Below are 15274 nucleotides of genomic sequence, written 5' to 3' on the forward strand. Positions count from 1 at the left end.
TCAATAGCGTCGGAGTTTGCCGCTGGCAGTCAGCGGCAGTTCGGAAACGAAAGTGTAGAACAGCGGGACTTTGTAGGCGGAGAGTCGTTCCTGGCAAAGTTTTCTCAACTCCATCGCCGCAGGCGGCGCGTCGGCGTTTTGAGGAATGATTTCTGCCGCAGGCATGGCTCCCAGCGCGGGATGGGCACGGCCAGACACTCGGGCGGCCTTGACTCCCGCATGGCTGCACAGCACCGCCTCCACCTCTTCCGGAAAGCACTTCAGTCCACCCACATTGATCACGCTGCGCACACGCCCACGCAGATAAAGACAGCCGTCCTCATCCATTTCGGCAATGTCTCCCGTGGCAAACCATCCGTCTCGCAAAACACTTTCTCGCGACTGCCACGGCGTCAGATACGCATCAAACACCCCCGGCCCGCGCAGCATCAGCTCGCCGTCATCCAGCTTCACCTCAAACGCAGGCAGTGGCTGGCCGATGGAGGTCGGCTTGTCCTTCGCATGCTGCAAATTCAGGATGGGCAGCCCGGCTTCAATGATGCCCATGCCCTGCGTGAGATGCAGCCCCGTTTTGCCGGCAAACAGCTCCGCCACTTCAGTCGTCAGCGCAAACGCCGTCGAAACCGCAAGCCGAAGCGTGCCAAGAAGGGCCGCGTTCGGCAGCCCGGAAAGCATCGTGTAATGATAGGGCGATCCATACATCACCGTCGCTCCATGCGCCTGCATCATCTCAATCATCACCTTGGGATCGCTCGCCGGTGCAAGGATCGTGGTGGCTCCATGATACAAATAAAGCACGATGGAGACCGCAAAGTGATGCGCCATCGGGAGTACCCAGAGCACCCGGTCCTGCGCCCCGATGCGCAGTCCCTCGTTCGCCGCCGTGATGCGCGCCAGCAGCGTCTCATGCGAAATCACGATGCCCTTGGACGCCCCCGTGGTTCCGCTGCTGAAACGAATAAACGCCGGGTTCAAAGCCACGAGCGTCGCTTCATCAAAAGCCGGCGGCACATCATGCACCACCGCTTCCACCCGCCACTCCTCCGCACTCTGTGCATGCACGATGGCATCCAGCGCCGTCGCCTTGGCCAGCTGTGTACGCTCGCTGACTGTCAGCTCGTTCGGGATCGGTACAAAGCACGCGTTCTGCTGCAAAATCGCCAGCGCCACCACGATGTAGTCCGCCCCGCTCGGCGCATTCAGCCCGATGCGCGGCCTCGCTTTCTTGGGCCAGTGGGCGTCTTCATTCAAACGCCCCGCACACTCCTTCATGCGCGCCTCCAGTTCACCAAACGTGAGCTGCAGTTCCGGGCTGACCACGGCTGAATGCGTGGGCGTGCTGCGTGCAAAAATAAGATCGACGATGTTCACTTGGCGGGTTCCAGTTGGCTCAAAATGCTTCGCACCTGCGGTGCCAGATCGGCGGTGTCTTGTTCAGGAAAAGTCGCGGCAATGCCCGCCGCCTGCCCGGTGGCCAGCGCTGTGCCCATGACCCGCGTGCTCGCCTGCGCCCGATGCGTCGAGGAAATGCAGCGTCCCGCGATGAACACGTTCTTCAAATCACGCGCACGCAGCGCCCCCAGCGGAATGCCACAGGCTTTAGGCTCCTTCGGATACAGCAGTCGCGGTCCCCGCGCTGTTTCCCGCAGCTCCATGGGCCATGTCGCATTCGCAACCGCATGCGCATCGCTGCGGCTTTCCAGGATGTCTTCCTCCGTCAAAATGACTTCACCAATCCATCTCCGACTTTCTCGAATACCAGCGCGTACAGGCAGCGTCGTGATCCGCGCTTGGCTGAAACCCTCCAGGTTCGCCTTCAAATGCTCCATGATCGCAAAAGTCACTTTGCGTCCCAGCATCTCGATCTCCGTCAAGCTGCGCGCATCCGTCGCATCAAAAGAATCTCCGGGCAGATCAACCGTCAGGAACGCTTCATTCAAAGCCGAGCTGGCGCGGAAATGCGCCCCAGCCGCCTCTGCCGTCAGCTTCTTCTCCTGAATCGCCCGCACCAGACATCCGGCGATTTTCAAAGGCCCATCGCCACTGAGGACGGCAGCATCCACATCACCCAGCCCCACAATATAGGCCGGACGTTGCAGCTCATGCTCCGGCGTCTGATCCCAGGAGTGATTCGCAAACGCCGCCACCACCGCATCCCCGCTGGCATCCACCAGAGTTCTCGGCTTCACCTTCCAGGTCGTGCCCCGGCACTGCAGTGTCACTTCCGTAATATGCTTATTTTCGACCCCGCATCCGGCGACCTCGGTGTGTAACAAAACCTGCAGTTTTTGCTGAATCCGACACAACTTGTCCAGATACAAAGCTAGCTTTTGCGGCTGATGCATCAGCACATCCACCCTCCCCATTCTCACCGGCCCGTGACCAATGCCTTGTGCCAGCAGATCACGCTCCAGCTCCACCGGCAACCCTGGATTGGCAATGCGAACTGCTGCGTCCGGCGTCAGCGGCAGGTCATACAAGCCACAGAATGAATGCACTAAAGAGGCCGTGCCTGCTCCGCCCAGAATGCCATGACGTTCCACCAGAAGCGTCTCCGCGCCACAACGTGCCGCCGCCAAAGCCGCCGCCACGCCTGCGCTGCCTCCGCCGATGATGAGAACGTCGGGATTCATGGCTCCATCATTCACCGAGAAGATCAGAACGCCAGCGTTCCCGCATCAGCTCCGTCTCAAATTCACTCAGGCAGCTCTCCAGGTAACTTACTGTCACCGTGAGCTGCTCCTGGCATTCACTCACAAACAACCCACTGCCTGGTGGGGCGTTCACCGTCGGCAGGTGGATGGCATTGACGATCTCCCCACCGCAGAATGTGGTCATGCCTTCACCAAAACTGCCGGTGTAGGCGTGGTAACAGGTGGCAATTTCACCCCGTTGCGCAAATCGGACCATATCCAGCATCGTCTTGCCGGGCATGCGCCTCGTGAGCATCTGCAGCGAGTTGAACGACTGGTGCCGCTTCAGTTTGAGATGTTCCATGTGCTGCTTCATGAGCACCTTGCTTGCAGCGCCTAGGTCGCAGAGGTCGGCATCCTTCAGAATGAAGAAGAACATCGACATATGATTTTGGAAAATCGCCGTGCGCCCCGCGCTGTCCTTAGGGCGCTGCTGCACCGGCATGGTCACCGCATACGACAGGTCTGAGTGCCCCCGTGATTGAAACACCGCCTGATGGCAGCGAGCGGCCAGCCCCGCATAGAAAAACGTGCGCATCATGTCTCCGCCTATTTTGCTGAGTGTGAGCTTGATCCGCGCTGTTTCCTCCTTGGAAAACGTTTCCCACAGGCAGCAGCGGCGTCCGCTGACGACCTTGCCCTTGCTCACAGAAACAAACGGCTCCACTCCCAGATTCATGAGGTGCCTGCCGCAGCTTTCGCTTTCCTGAAACAGCTTCCACCACGGCTTGTCATTTTTCACGACTGGCTGCTGCGGCGAAACAACCTGCGAATCCTCCCACAGTTCATTCATGTGCTTGAAAAGCAGTTCCACCCCGGTGCCGTCCAGCAGCAGATGCGACCAGTTCATCAGGATCGACCACGTTTGATCACTCGTGCGTACCACATCCAGGCGAACGTGCGGCGGGCCCAGGGAAGTGCGTGCATGGCCCTGCATCCGCTTGCTTCGCAATGCAGAGATCGACTCAATCACCGACTCTTCGGTTCCTTCTACACCCCTGACACGATGGAATTCAATCGGAATGGCCGCAGCTTCCCCCGAGCACTCCCAATAAGGCACGCCAAAGAGGCCCTCCTTGCACAGTGTTGCATGCAGTAGCGGCAGACGTTTCGGCAGTTCCGCCGCCAGCCAGCGCAGGCGCTCGGCATCCGGCTGCCCGCTGACCTGAATCTCGCTCAGGGCATCCAGCCCCCGGCCGTCGGCAGACCGTGCGAGGTGATCCAGCGCCACGACAAAGCCATCGGTGCCGGAGATGGGGTACTGCGGGATTCCAGAAGTGATCATGCCGCTTGTCCCATCACCAGCGCCGCCATGGCCTGCCCGCTGCGAAAATTGGCGCGGCTCAGTTCCGTCGGTTCCACCTTCTTGCCGAATCGTTCTTCGAGATGCATCACCAGCTGCATCACCCCCATCGAATCGAGCCCCGCCTCAAAGAAATCCGCCTCGGCACCGAAATCAGCAGGCAGATCAGGCAGAACGGTTTCACGCACGAGTTCGATCATGCTGCCGGGGGAGATGAGAGTGTCTGGCATGCGTTTTTATGAACTTGAGAGCAAGAGAATGCAAATCTCGGCTCATGGATACTCATGCCCTAAATTGTCATCCGTGATGATCTTGGCACCACCCCAGGCAGTCTCCATGGCCGGACGACGACACCAATGCCACATGTTGCCGGGGACGGGAAGGGCTTCACCCTTGAGGAAGTCGAGCACGCCTTCGATTTGATCGGCGGCGATGACGGGCTTTCCGTCGATGTGATAAGCCGCGAGAACTTTCTGCCACCGTTCGCGATTTGGCTCCAGCGGTGCATTGCTGGCGAGACAGTGGTTCATGACCATCATCGTATGCGGAAACACCTCCATGCCGGTACTTGCAGCACGAGGTGACTCGGTGCAGTTCCAGAATGCGATGCCGTCGGGGCCGAGGTGCGCTTTGACCTCGGTCAAAAACTCGCGTGAGAGCAGGGCTGAGGCGAACTCACGCCAGTGATGCGTGGTGTTCATCACGATGGCGTCAAAACGCGCATCGGGGTGCTGCCGCAGCCAGCGCCGCCCGTCGTCGATGACGAGTTCGAGCTTGGGGTTCGTGAGCAGACTGGCGACTTCGGGACGCGCACGGATGAGATCGAGGTAGCCATGGCTGAGTTCAATGGCGGTAACCTTCTTCACCTGGGGATGATTGACCAAAATTTGCGTCCACGATCCGCTGGCCACACCGATAACGAGCACGTTTTCGATGCGATCCCGCACAGCAGAGAGAAAGTAGGGACGCACGAGCCAAGACTTCGGCTCCAGCTTCGTGCCGATCATGCCATCGTAGGCACCGTTGCCATAAACTGCACCACTGGTGTCCACCGTGATGACGCCGTGGCGTGATTCGATGGTCTGGGCGAAGTGCATGCCGTATTTGAAGTCATGCTTGTACTGCAGGCGCTCGTAGAAGCCTTGGAAGGTGCCCACGGCGACGGCAATGACGCAAAGCGGCTGCAAACGTTGCCGAAGGGGCAGCTTAAAACGACCAATCGATTCAGCCCAGAGCCACGAAACGAGCAGCAATGCCACGCTGAGCGCCTGAATGCTCATCCATTCCATGAACAGAAACCCGGTGAGCAGGCTGCCAGTTCCGGAGCCGATGATGTTGGCCAGATAAAGCCAGGACAGGCGGCTCCCCGTGTCTTGGTTGGGCGGAATCGCCGCCTGGCAGAGCAGGGGGAAAGTGACTCCCAGCAACGTGCCTGCTGCGATCACGAGGTAGAATCCATATTCCCAATAGGCCTGCGTCGCCATGATGGCCGTAAGCGGCGCAATCATGAAAGCACCCACACTTGAAAGGAGAACCCAGCGCCCAAACTTGAGCCGCAGGTCACCGGTTTGTTTTAGAGTCCAAGGACTGAGAAGCGAACCGAGCGCGAGTCCGAGTAGATAGCTGCCGAGCATGTAGCCGAACACAGGGGCTTTGGAGGCGCTGGCAAAGTTGAAAACCCGGGACCAGATGATCTCCCAGGAGAGCGCCAGAAAGCCGGAAAGTGCAGACCATAGCAAAGCGGTGCGAAAAGGAATCTCGCATCCCGCATTGGCCGCAGGTTCCTTTGCATTGTCGGCAGACTCTGCGGCGGGTTTTCTCAAGATGAGCAGCACAATGAGAGCAGCGGCGGCATTCAAGCAGGCGGCGATGCGTGTGGTGCCGCTCATGCCGAAGCTGCCGAGCAGCCAGTGTGCGGCAATGAAAGCACCGAGCGCAGCACCGAGCGTGTTCACAAAATAGAGGCGGCTCACACTTTGGCCCACGTGGGCGGTGTCGCGCACCTGATGTGCCACCAGCAGCGGCAGCGTGGCCCCCATGAGCAAAGTGGGCAGAAACACCAGCAGGAAAACCAAGGCACCCGTGGTGAGTCCGTGAGACTGTATGGAAGTCAGCGCACCGACGGCGTCGAACAGCTTCAATGAGATGAGACCGTAGGCTCCCACGCCGAGTTCCGCGAGACCAAACAGCAGCACGAGCGGTGCGCGCGTCGATTTGGAAATCCAGCCGCCTGCGATGCTGCCGATGCCGAGCCCAGCGAGGAAGGCCGCCACCACCATCGCCACGGATTCGACATTGCTGCCATAGATCGTCAGCAACGCACGCTGCCATACGAGCTGGTAAATCAGCGCCGAAATGCCCGACAGGATGAAAACGCCATGCAGGATGATGGCGTGGAGGCGGCGTGACATGGGATCACTCGAAGCCGTTGGCGCGCAGGAAGGTCAGACTGTTGGGAATCTGCTCCAGCGAAGAAGGGGATTCGTCTTCGATGAAATAATGCTGCACGCCATTCTTGCGGGCGGCGGCAAAGATGGCTTTCCAGTCCATCTGGCCGGTGCCGAGAGTGACATCGTTGGCCACGTCGGTCTTGCCCGTGAGGAAGCCGGTGGCGACACCTTTTTTCAAGTCCTTGAGATGCATGAGCTTCCAGCGGCCGCTGTATTTTTCCAGCAGTTTCACAGGATCTTGGCCTGGGAAGACAATCCACAGGATATCCATCTGCATGGAGACAAATTCGGGCTTCGTTTCCTTCAGGAAGAGATCGAGCAACGTGCCATCACCATAGGGCTCGAATTCGAAGCCGTGGGCGTGGTAAAACATCGTGATGCCTTCTTTGGCCAGCGCTTCACCCGCTTTGTTGAAAACGGCGATGGCATCGCGGCACTCGGCTTCGTCAAAGCTGTCCTTGTGGTCGATCCAGGCACATCCTGCATACTTGAGGCCGAGGGTCTTGGCCTCCTTCACAACATTGTCGAGATCATTCTTGTAACGTGCGTAGGGGAAGTGGCTGCTGATGGCCTTCAGGCCGCGCTGTTCCAGCTCAGCTTTGAACTGCTCCGCATTGAGATTGTAGGTTCCTGCCAGTTCGACCTCCTTGATGCCAAACTCCTTCACGCGGTCGAGCGTCCATGGTACACCACGGAGGGTAAACTGGCTGCGCAGACTGTAGAGCTGCAGACCGGCGGCGTTCGGTGCGTCAGCGGCGAAGATCGGCGCCGTGAGCGCAAGGGCGAGGAAGATGGATTTGAGTTTCATGAGTGGAGGGAAGATTTTTGAAGAATGGGGAAGCGAATGTCACGCCCGAACTTTAAACGCGCCGAATTGCCGCAGCGAAGGCACCGTCCATCTGATCTTCCGGCGGGAAGCTGTGGCGGAGTTTGACGGGTTCGTAACCAGGGGTGGCTTCGAGGACGCTGGCGACGAGTTGTTCGTTTTCGGCGGGCTCGATGCTGCAGGTGCTATAAACAAGGATGCCGCCCGGTTTGAGGACACGGAGACAGTTTTTGAGCAGTTGCGTTTGGGTTTCCACCTGAGCGGTGATGTCGGCGGGCTGCAGACGCCAGCGCACATCGACCCGCCGGCGCATGACGCCGGTGTTGGAGCAGGGGACGTCGAGCAGAATGCGGTCAAATCCGGCCTTGGCAAAATCGGGGATCTGCGGGTCTGCCCAATCATGCTGTTCAATTTGGGTATTGGCCACATGGAGGCGGTGCAGATTGCCCTCCAAGCGGCGCAGGCGGCCCGGAGCAACGTCGCAGGCGATGATCTCGCCGGTATTTTCCATGAGCTGGGCCAGCAGGGCGGTCTTGCCACCGGGGGCTGCACAGGCGTCCAGCACGCGCTGGCCCTGCTGTGGAGCGAGCAGGCGTGGGGCGATGGCGGTGCTGGGATCCTGCATGTACACCCTGCCCACGCTCAAATCTTCACGCGGCAGGTGATCGCAGATGATGAAATCATCCGTCGTCTCGGTCATCTGCGGGTAAAGGCGGTTGATGCGGGCGCAGATCGGGGCGGGAACTTGATTCCACTCGCAGAGGGCGGTCGTTTTGGCTTCCCCGAAGAGGGCGAGCCAGTGTTCGATGAGCCATTTCGGGTGCGAAGTGCGCGTTTCTAGCGGCAAAGTGGCTGTCATGGCCAGCAGTTCTTCGGATTCGCGGCAGGCACGACGCAGCACGGCATTGATCAGGCTGCGCGCGCGGCCGGTGGCGGCCACAGTTTCATTCACGGCGGCGTATTCTGACACCTTGAGAATCAATACCTGACACAGACCGATGCGCAGGCCCCAGCGGCTGCGGTGGTCGAGGTGCTTGTCCTCGGTGATCACGGCAATCCAGTGGTCCAGCAGGGAGAGATTGCGCAGTGTGGTGAGGACAATGTCACGCAAAAAAGCGGCATCGGGCAGGCTGAGGCCGCAGTCACGCTGGATGTGGTCCATCAAATCTGCGGCAAAACGTTCTCCGCCGGACCATTCGCCCAAGACATCCAGCGCCATGCCTCGGATGGGGACGGTGGGCTGGCGGGAAGAGGAAGGCGGGCGTGGTTGACTCATGGGCTTTACGACTAAGGCGGTGTGGCGCTGGACACAAGCCGCCCTTTGTCTGCGGTGGGAGGAATGATTGACAAACTTCCCGCCCCCGCCTTTATAGATGGCCCCCCGCCTTTTTCACCCGCCCAACCACACCTGACCATGGATTTTATCGCCAAGAACATCGCCGAAGTAGCTCCTTCAATGACTCTTTCCATCACCGCCCAGGCGAAGGCATTGAAGAAGCAGGGAGTGGACGTGCTCAGCTTCGGAGCCGGTGAGCCCGACTTCGACACGCCTGCACCGATCATCGCCGCCGCCATCGAAGCCCTGAATTCCGGCAAAACCCGCTACACCGAAAGCGCCGGCATCCTCGAACTGCGTGAAGCCATTGCTGCAAAGCTGATGGTGGACAACAACGTGCAGTATGAGCCCTCCCAGATCAGCGTGAACTGCGGAGCCAAGCACTCCTGCTATAACGCCATCCTTGCCTGTGTGAATCCAGGTGACGAAGTGATCATTCCTGCCCCTTACTGGACGAGCTACCCTGAAATGGTGCGCCTCGTCGGCGGCATTCCCGTGATCGTCGAAACCAAGCGCGAAAACGGCTGGAAGCTCACTCCGGATGAGTTCGAGGACGCCATGTCCCCGATGACGAAGATGATCATCCTGAACACCCCAGGCAATCCGACCGGCTCCATCTATAGCCGCGAAGAGCTCACTGCCCTGGCCGAGATCGCCGTGGGTGAAGGCATCGTCATCCTGTCTGACGAAATCTATGAGAAATTGGTCTACGGTGGCAATGAGCACATCAGCATCGCCTCCCTGAGCAAGGACATCTACGACCACACCATCACCATCAACGGCTTCTCCAAGGCCTATGCGATGACCGGCTGGCGTCTGGGCTACACCGCCGCTCCGAAGAAGATCGCCGAAGCCATCGACACCATTCAGAGCCATACCACCAGCAATCCGACCAGCTTTGCCCAGTATGGTGCGCTGGCCGCCCTGCAGATGGATCAGCAGATCGTCAGCGACATGCGTGATGAGTTCGACGTGCGCCGCCAATACATGCTGGGCCGCTTGAACAATATCAAGAACGTGCGCGTGGTCGAGCCCATGGGGGCCTTCTACTTCCTGGTGGACATCGAGCCGACGCAGATCAAGAGCGTGAACTTCTGTGAAAAACTGCTCAGCAAGCAGAAGGTCGCCATCGTTCCCGGCGTCGCCTTCGGTGCCGAGCACACCGTGCGTTTCAGCTACGCCACCGGCCTGGACGTGATCAACGCCGGCATGGACCGCTTCGAAGAGTTCTGCAATCAGCACTAATCCCGCACCGTTGCCTTAAACGGCCAGCCTCGTCTTCAACTGCTAACCTCCAAACATCATGGGCATCTACAACAACATCGTCGAAACCGTCGGCAAAACACCGCTGGTGAAGCTCAACAAAGTCACCGCCGGCCTCAACGCCACGATCGCTTTGAAGTGTGAATTCTTCAATCCGCTCGGCAGCGTGAAGGATCGTATCGGTGCCGCCATGATCGAGGACGCAGAGAAGCGCGGGATTCTGAAGCCTGACACCGTCATCGTCGAGCCTACCAGTGGCAACACCGGCATCGCGCTGGCTTTTGTCGCTGCCGCCAAGGGCTACAGCCTGATCCTGACGATGCCGGAAACGATGTCCTTGGAGCGCCGCACGCTGCTCGCTCTTCTGGGTGCCGAACTCGTGCTCACGCCGGGTGCGCAGGGCATGAAGGGCGCCATTGCCAAGGCCACCGAAATCGTCGCCACCACGCCGAACGCCTGGATGCCTCAGCAGTTTGAAAATCCCGCCAACCCTGCCATTCACTCGAAAACCACCGCTGAAGAGCTGTGGGCCGACACTGATGGCAAGATCGACATCCTCGTCGCCGCCGTTGGTACGGGTGGTACGATCACTGGCGTGACTGAAGTCCTCAAGCCCCGCAAGCCAAGCTTCCTGGCCATTGCTGTGGAGCCTGAAGCCTCCCCGGTCATCAATCAGACTCTCGCCGGCCAGCCCGTGCAGCCCGGTCCGCACAAGATTCAAGGCACCGGCGCGGGATTCATCCCGGGCAACCTTCACCTCAAAGACAGCGCTGGAAATGCGCAGATCACGGAGTGTATCAAGGTCAGCAATGACGAAGCCTTCGCCATGGCTCGCCGCCTGGCCAAGGAAGAAGGCATCCTCGTCGGCATCAGCACCGGTGCCAATGTGGTCGCTGCCATCGAAGTCGCCAAGCGCCCTGAAAACGCCGGCAAGCTGATCGTCACCGTCGCCTGTTCCACCGGCGAGCGCTACCTCTCCACCGCGCTGGCTGACGAAGCCCGTGCCAAAGTGGGGGCGTAAGCCTCCCAAGGGCGAATGAATCCCGAATGCCAGGACACCTTGACGGGTGACTGGCTTCGGTTCCCTTCGTCACTCTTCTGAACCAGCTGTTCACCGCTTTCAAAACCCCCCCTTTATGTCCCAACTCGATTCCATCTCCCAAGAACTCCCGGCCACTGGCATGGAAAAGTTTCTGGAGGACAATGCCCGCAAGCTCGTCTGGCTTTTCATCATCGCGGTGGTCGCGATCATCGCCTTCGGCGTGATCAAGCATCAAAACACCCTCAAGGCCAATGAGGCGGCGGAAGCCTTTACGGGAGCCAAAACGGTGGAGGACTGCGATCTCGTCATCTCGCGTTATCCCGGCTCCAATGCCGCTGCCAATGCGCTGCTGCTAAAAGCGGATCTGCTCTGGGACCAGAACAAGAAATCCTCCGCAGTGGAAGCCCTCAGGGAATTCACCACCAAGGATGCCAGCAGCCCGCTGGCCGTTTTTGCACTGCTCGGCCTTGGCTCCAAGCTCGATGCCATGGGCGAAACCAAGGAAGCTCAGGCTATTTTTGAGCGCATCACCAACGAATTCGCCTCCAGCGAGGCTGCTCCTCTGGCGCAAGTCCGTCTGGGGGACCTCCTCTGGGCGCAGGGCAAGACTGATGAAGCTAAGAAGGCCTACGAAGAGCTTGCCGTGAAGTTCCCGGACATGCCTGGTTTCCAGACCATCAGCCAAAACCGTCTCGGCTGGATCGCTGCCTCGCTGCCCACCAAGGAAGTGGATGCACCACCGGCACCGAAAGTGGAACCCAAGCCTGCTGCCGCCGTCTCTGGAATGCCGAACATCAAACTGAATGCAGTCAACAGCGGCATCGGTGCCACCACCGCTCCGGTTTCAGTGCCTGCGCCAGCCGCTGCAACGATGCCTGCACCTGCTGCAACCACGCCAGCTGCTGCTCCTGTCCCCGCGCCAGCAGCAGCACCTAAGGCTCCAACTTCGCCAGCTCCTGCGCCTGCTGCCCCCGCCCCAGCTGCTATTCCTGCTCCCGCAGCAGCACCTGCGCCTCCAGCTTCGCCAGCTCCTGCACCAGCTGCAACCACGCCAGCGGCAGTGCCTGCTCCTGCAACAACGCCTCCTGCCGCTCCAGCACCGGCGGCTCCAAAGCTCTAAAACAACACGACAGACACTTTTGTCCGTCGGTTGGTGTGAAATTAGAAGCCGGACAAGATTTGTCCGGCTTTTTTTATGCAAGCCACTCCGCAATCGCCGCGATCACTTGATTGCGCTGCGCTTCGGTGAGTTCGCCATAGATCGGAATGCTGAGGACCTCACCTGCCACTCGATGGGAAACCTCGCAGCCTGAGAGCGAGGCTGCTGGAAGACCGGCAAAACAGGTCTGCTGATCGAGCGTGACGGGATAGTAGATGTCACAGCCGATCTTTTTGGACACCAGATGATCGCGCAAAGCATCGCGCTGGTGGCCAAGCACGCGGATGGTGAACTGGTTCCAGATGTGCTCGTTGTGCTCGTAGCTGACGGGCAGCACGATTTTGGCATTCTGCGCGGTCAGCCAGGTGTCCTGGGTGCTGACACATTTGCAGTGGGCAGGATCCGCCTGCACCACGCCGGGAAGTTTCGACAGTGCCGCGATGTAATGAGCGGCGTTGCGCTGGCGGTCTGCGGTGTACTGTGCATAGCGCTTCACCTTCACGCTCAGCAGGGCGCATTGCAGCGTGTCCATGCGGAAATTGCCACCCACATAGTGATGGTAGTACTTGGGCTTGCCGCCGTGCACACGCAGCACACGGGCGTACTCGGCCAGTGCGTCGTCATTCGTCACCAGCATGCCGCCATCGCCAAAGCCGCCGAGGTTCTTGCTCGGGAAGAAACTGTAGGTGCCAAAGTCGCCGAGCGTGCCGCTGCTTTCGCCGCGGTATTTGGCGCCGATGGACTGCGCCGCGTCCTCGATCACTTTGAGGCCGTGTTCCTTGGCCAAAGCGAGGATGGGAATCATGTCCGCACACTGGCCGAAGAGATGGACGGGGATGATCGCCCGGGTCTTTTCGGTGATCTTTTTCCGCGCATCGTTCACATCCATGTTGAAGCAGATGGGGCAGACGTCTGTGAACACCGGCACAGCGCCGAGGCGTGAGACGGCTCCTGCGGTGGCAAAGAAGGTGAACGCAGGGCAGAGAACTTCATCACCCGCCTTGATGTCCAGCGCCATGAGGGCCAGCAGCAGGGCATCGGTGCCGGAAGAGACGGACAGAGCATGCTTCACGCCCACCATCTCTGCGATTTCTTTTTCAAAGATCTCCAACTCCGGCCCCATGATGAACCTGCCATGATGCAGCACCTGCGTGAAGGCGGCCTGGAGTTCGGATTCGAGGGGCAGGTTCTGGGCGTTGACGTCGAGAAGAGGGACGGGCATGGGAGGAAAAAGTGACGAAGGCCGAATGATGAATGACGAATGAGGGGCGTGCCAGCGATTCCTTATTCCGTCAGTTTGGGCCAGCCACCCACCTCCTCCTGAGAGCGGACCCCGGGCTGGATTTTTTTCTCACGTACACGGTTGATGATGCGCGATCTGCCTGATCACATCCGCTCCGTCGTCTGGATGCCCAGCAGGCCGAGACCAGTCTTCAACACACGGCCAGTGGCTTCGCAAAGTGTCAGGCGCGTGTTGCGGACAGTGCCTTCGGCACGCAGCACATTGCATGCTTCGAAGAAGGCATGGTAGGCAGACGCCAGCTCATAGAGGTAATTTGCGAGCAGGTTCGGGCGGTGATCGTCGAGGATGTCGTGGGCGTTTTCAGCGAACTGAGCGAGCTTCATCGCGAGGGCGCGTTCGGCGGGCTCGGTAATGGCGAGATCATCGGTGAGTGTGACTTCACCATCGAGCTTGCGGAAGATGCTGCGCGTGCGGACGTAGGCGTTGATGAGGTAGGGCGCGGTGTTGCCTTGCAGGGAAAGCATTTTGTCCCAGCTGAACTTGTAATCGGTGAGGCGGTTCTGGCTCAGTTCGGCGTATTTAACGGCACCGCCGCCGATGATGCGGGCGATCTCGTCTTTTTCGGCGTCGCTCAGGCCCTGCTCTTTTTCATCGGCAGCGGCGCGCGCGCGCTCGATGGCTTCGTCGATGACTTCGAGGAGGCCGACGGTTTCGCCGCTGCGGGTTTTGAACATCTTGCCGTCGGGTCCGAGGATGCTGCCGAAGGCGATGTGAATCATTTTCGTGGTGATGCCACGACGTTGGGCGGCAGCGAAGACCTGGCGGAAGTGCAGCTGCTGCGGAGCTCCGACGACGTACCAGATTTCGTCTGCCTGCCATTCCTTCACGCGGTAGTCGATGGTGGCGAGATCGGTGGTGGCGTAGAGGAAGCCGCCGTCACCCTTGCGGATGATGCAGGGGGCGGGCTTCCACTCGTCTTTGTCGCGGATCAGGAAGGGGTCGTTCTCGGGCTTCACGCTGCCGTCGCTGAAGACCACGGTGGCACCTTCACTGATCGTGGCGATGCCTTGATTGAGCATCTCTGCCACCAGCGGGGCCAGGGCGTCATTGTAGAAGCTCTCGCCGAGGTAATAGTCGAACTTGATGTCGAGCGCGCCGTAAACTTTTTCGAGCTGTTCGAGTGTGAGGCGCACGCACTCCTTCCAGATGCCGAGGTTTTCGGCATCGCCCTGCTGCAGCTTCACGAGTTCAGCTTTGCAGGTTTCGAGCACGGCTTCATCCGCTTTCGCGGCGGCGTTCACTGCTTTGTAAACGCTGACGAGTTCATGAATCGGGTCCGCCTTGAGCCTGGATTGATCAAGCTGCGTCTTCCAGCCGTGGATGATCATGCCGAACTGTGTGCCCCAGTCGCCGACGTGATTGTCGGTGATGACCTTGTGACCAATGAAGCGGGCCACGCGGGCCAGGGAATCGCCGATGAAGGTGCTGCGGATGTGGCCCACGTGCATCGGCTTGGCGATGTTGGGCGCGGAGAAATCGACCACGATGGTCTTGGCTTTTTCCACTTGGGGGACGCCGACGTGGTCGTCTTTGACAATGACGGAGAGCCTCTGGGCCAGCGCGGCAGGGCTGAGGGTGAGGTTCAGAAAGCCCGGGCCGTCCACGGTGATTTTTTCGCACAGGTCCTCAACCTGGAGCGCCGCCTTGATTTGTTCCGCCAGAGCACGTGGATTTGTCTTGAGCTGCTTGGCCAGGATCATCGCCGCATTGCTCTGGTAGTCGCCAAAGCGTGTGTCGGATGCGATGACGACGCCGGGGGTGAAACCTTCAGGCAGATCAATGCCGGCGGCGGTGAAGGCTGCCTGGAGACGGGACGTGAGGAGGGCGCGAAACATGGGTGGCCTGCCTCATAGTATGAGGTGACGGGCAGTTCAATCACGAACACCGTTGATTGCCGTC

General features: G+C 59.6%; 12 protein-coding genes. 3 read left to right on the forward strand and 9 right to left on the reverse strand.

Annotated elements, in window-relative coordinates; all coding sequences use genetic code 11:
- Genes AC3RLQ_RS30400 through AC3RLQ_RS30430 form a run of 7 tightly spaced genes read right to left on the reverse strand, consistent with a single transcriptional unit; the run spans position 1 to position 8548 of the window.
- Positions 1–1371, reverse strand: coding sequence for a class I adenylate-forming enzyme family protein (locus AC3RLQ_RS30400; protein ID WP_493032710.1), 1371 nt, complete (start codon positions 1369–1371; stop codon positions 1–3).
- Positions 1368–2633 (reverse strand): FAD-dependent oxidoreductase, encoded by a 1266-nt coding sequence (locus AC3RLQ_RS30405; RefSeq protein WP_493032712.1) that lies wholly within the window; start codon positions 2631–2633, stop codon positions 1368–1370. The genes AC3RLQ_RS30400 and AC3RLQ_RS30405 overlap by 4 nt, the downstream gene beginning before the upstream one ends.
- Before the next feature lie 7 nt (positions 2634–2640).
- On the reverse strand, positions 2641–3978 hold the full coding sequence (locus AC3RLQ_RS30410) for a hypothetical protein (protein WP_493032714.1): 1338 nt from the start codon (positions 3976–3978) through the stop codon (positions 2641–2643).
- Complete coding sequence (locus AC3RLQ_RS30415; RefSeq protein ID WP_493032716.1) at positions 3975–4226, reverse strand: acyl carrier protein; 252 nt, start codon at positions 4224–4226, stop codon at positions 3975–3977. Before AC3RLQ_RS30415 ends, AC3RLQ_RS30410 begins: the two co-directional genes overlap by 4 nt.
- A gap of 42 nt (positions 4227–4268) precedes the next feature.
- Entirely contained in the window at positions 4269–6407 is a 2139-nt protein-coding gene (locus AC3RLQ_RS30420) for a fused MFS/spermidine synthase (RefSeq protein ID WP_493032718.1), read from the reverse strand.
- A 4-nt stretch (positions 6408–6411) separates the two neighbouring features.
- Entirely contained in the window at positions 6412–7254 is an 843-nt protein-coding gene (locus tag AC3RLQ_RS30425) for a sugar phosphate isomerase/epimerase family protein (RefSeq protein ID WP_493032721.1), read from the reverse strand.
- Positions 7255–7306: 52 nt separating this feature from the next.
- A complete protein-coding gene (locus tag AC3RLQ_RS30430; RefSeq protein WP_493032723.1) occupies positions 7307–8548 on the reverse strand; it encodes an RsmB/NOP family class I SAM-dependent RNA methyltransferase in 1242 nt (413 codons plus the stop codon).
- Between the two features lie 138 nt (positions 8549–8686).
- On the opposite strand from AC3RLQ_RS30430, the gene AC3RLQ_RS30435 reads away from it, so the two are divergent.
- The 3 genes from AC3RLQ_RS30435 to AC3RLQ_RS30445 all read left to right on the forward strand — a co-directional run bounded on the left by AC3RLQ_RS30435 (position 8687) and on the right by AC3RLQ_RS30445 (position 12033).
- On the forward strand, positions 8687–9853 hold the full coding sequence (locus tag AC3RLQ_RS30435) for a pyridoxal phosphate-dependent aminotransferase (RefSeq protein ID WP_422320393.1): 1167 nt from the start codon (positions 8687–8689) through the stop codon (positions 9851–9853).
- Positions 9854–9911: 58 nt separating this feature from the next.
- Positions 9912–10892 (forward strand): cysteine synthase A, encoded by a 981-nt coding sequence (cysK, locus tag AC3RLQ_RS30440; protein WP_493032725.1) that lies wholly within the window; start codon positions 9912–9914, stop codon positions 10890–10892.
- A 115-nt stretch (positions 10893–11007) separates the two neighbouring features.
- Positions 11008–12033 (forward strand): tetratricopeptide repeat protein, encoded by a 1026-nt coding sequence (locus AC3RLQ_RS30445; protein ID WP_493032727.1) that lies wholly within the window; start codon positions 11008–11010, stop codon positions 12031–12033.
- 73 nt (positions 12034–12106) lie between these two features.
- Here the strand turns inward: AC3RLQ_RS30445 and AC3RLQ_RS30450 are convergent, their stop codons facing one another.
- Entirely contained in the window at positions 12107–13294 is a 1188-nt protein-coding gene (locus AC3RLQ_RS30450) for a DegT/DnrJ/EryC1/StrS family aminotransferase (RefSeq protein ID WP_493032729.1), read from the reverse strand.
- A 164-nt stretch (positions 13295–13458) separates the two neighbouring features.
- Positions 13459–15210, reverse strand: a complete 1752-nt coding sequence (gene argS, locus AC3RLQ_RS30455; RefSeq protein WP_493032731.1) for an arginine--tRNA ligase — start codon at positions 15208–15210, stop codon at positions 13459–13461.
- Positions 15211–15274 lie beyond the last annotated feature (64 nt).

The organism is Prosthecobacter sp. GW821-HT29F12 (assembly GCF_058803405.1).